This window comes from Acidocella sp. MX-AZ02 (assembly GCF_000306035.1).
Lineage (GTDB): Bacteria > Pseudomonadota > Alphaproteobacteria > Acetobacterales > Acetobacteraceae > Acidocella > Acidocella facilis.
Map to the genome: position 1 here is coordinate 1,489,385 of NZ_JH976207.1, position 842 is coordinate 1,490,226.

Below are 842 nucleotides of genomic sequence, written 5' to 3' on the forward strand. Positions count from 1 at the left end.
CGCACGCGCTCGAACCGGCGGGAGAGGTTGGAGGGGTCCTCGACCCAGCCCATGCCCTGGTCGGTGAGATAGGCGCGCAAATGCTCTGGTTCGGTCCGCAGCAGCGGGCGCAGCAGCACCACGTCCCGCCGCGCCGTCCAGGCGGCCATGCCCTCCACCCCACCTTCGCCACGGGCGGCGCGCATCGCCACCGTCTCGCGCTGGTCGGCAGCGTGATGGCCAAGCGCCAGATACAAAAACCCCGCCTGCCGCGCTGCTTCGGCCAGGGCCGCGTGGCGGGCCTCCCGGGCGCGGGCCTGCAATCCCGGCCCCGGCGCCAGCGCCAGGGTGATGATCTTCGCGGCGATGCCGCGCTGGGCGAGGCGGCTTGCGGTCAGCTGAGCTTCCGCCGCTGAGCCAGCCCGCAGCCCGTGATCGAGGATCAGCGCCAGCACCGCGCCGCCCCGGGGGCGGCAATATTCATCGGCCAGCAAGACCAGGGCGGTGCTGTCCGCCCCGCCAGAGACGCCCAGCGCCAAACGCGGGGTGCTGTGCGGCAACAGCCGCGAAAGCGCCGCCGCGAAGACTTCGTTTAGGAGCAATGGGCGCGTTTGGCGACCGCGGCGACATCCGCCCGCATCCCGGCGGACTGGTTGGTGAACTGGCTGTTCAGCGAGGAGAGGGTGTCGCAGGCGGCGCCGTTCTGGTTGATCGCGGCCAGCGAGGAGGCCAGCCCCAGCAGCGCATGCGGCGCGTAGGTGCCGTTACGGTTCATGTTGTAGGTGCTGTCATAGGCGATGGCGGCGTTCTGCGGATCGCCCTTGGCGGCGTAGCTCTGCGCCACGAGATACTGGGCGCGATAG

General features: G+C 71.0%; 1 protein-coding gene and 1 pseudogene. Both read right to left on the reverse strand.

Translation table 11 applies throughout. The features are described from left to right. Positions 1 to 581, reverse strand: a 581-nt coding sequence (tilS, locus tag MXAZACID_RS07350; RefSeq protein WP_008493589.1) for a tRNA lysidine(34) synthetase TilS, incomplete at its 3' end; no start/stop codon positions are given. Continuing rightward, positions 572 to 842: pseudogene (locus MXAZACID_RS07355) on the reverse strand (hypothetical protein); the annotation flags it as partial. The gene tilS and the pseudogene MXAZACID_RS07355, both read right to left, overlap by 10 nt.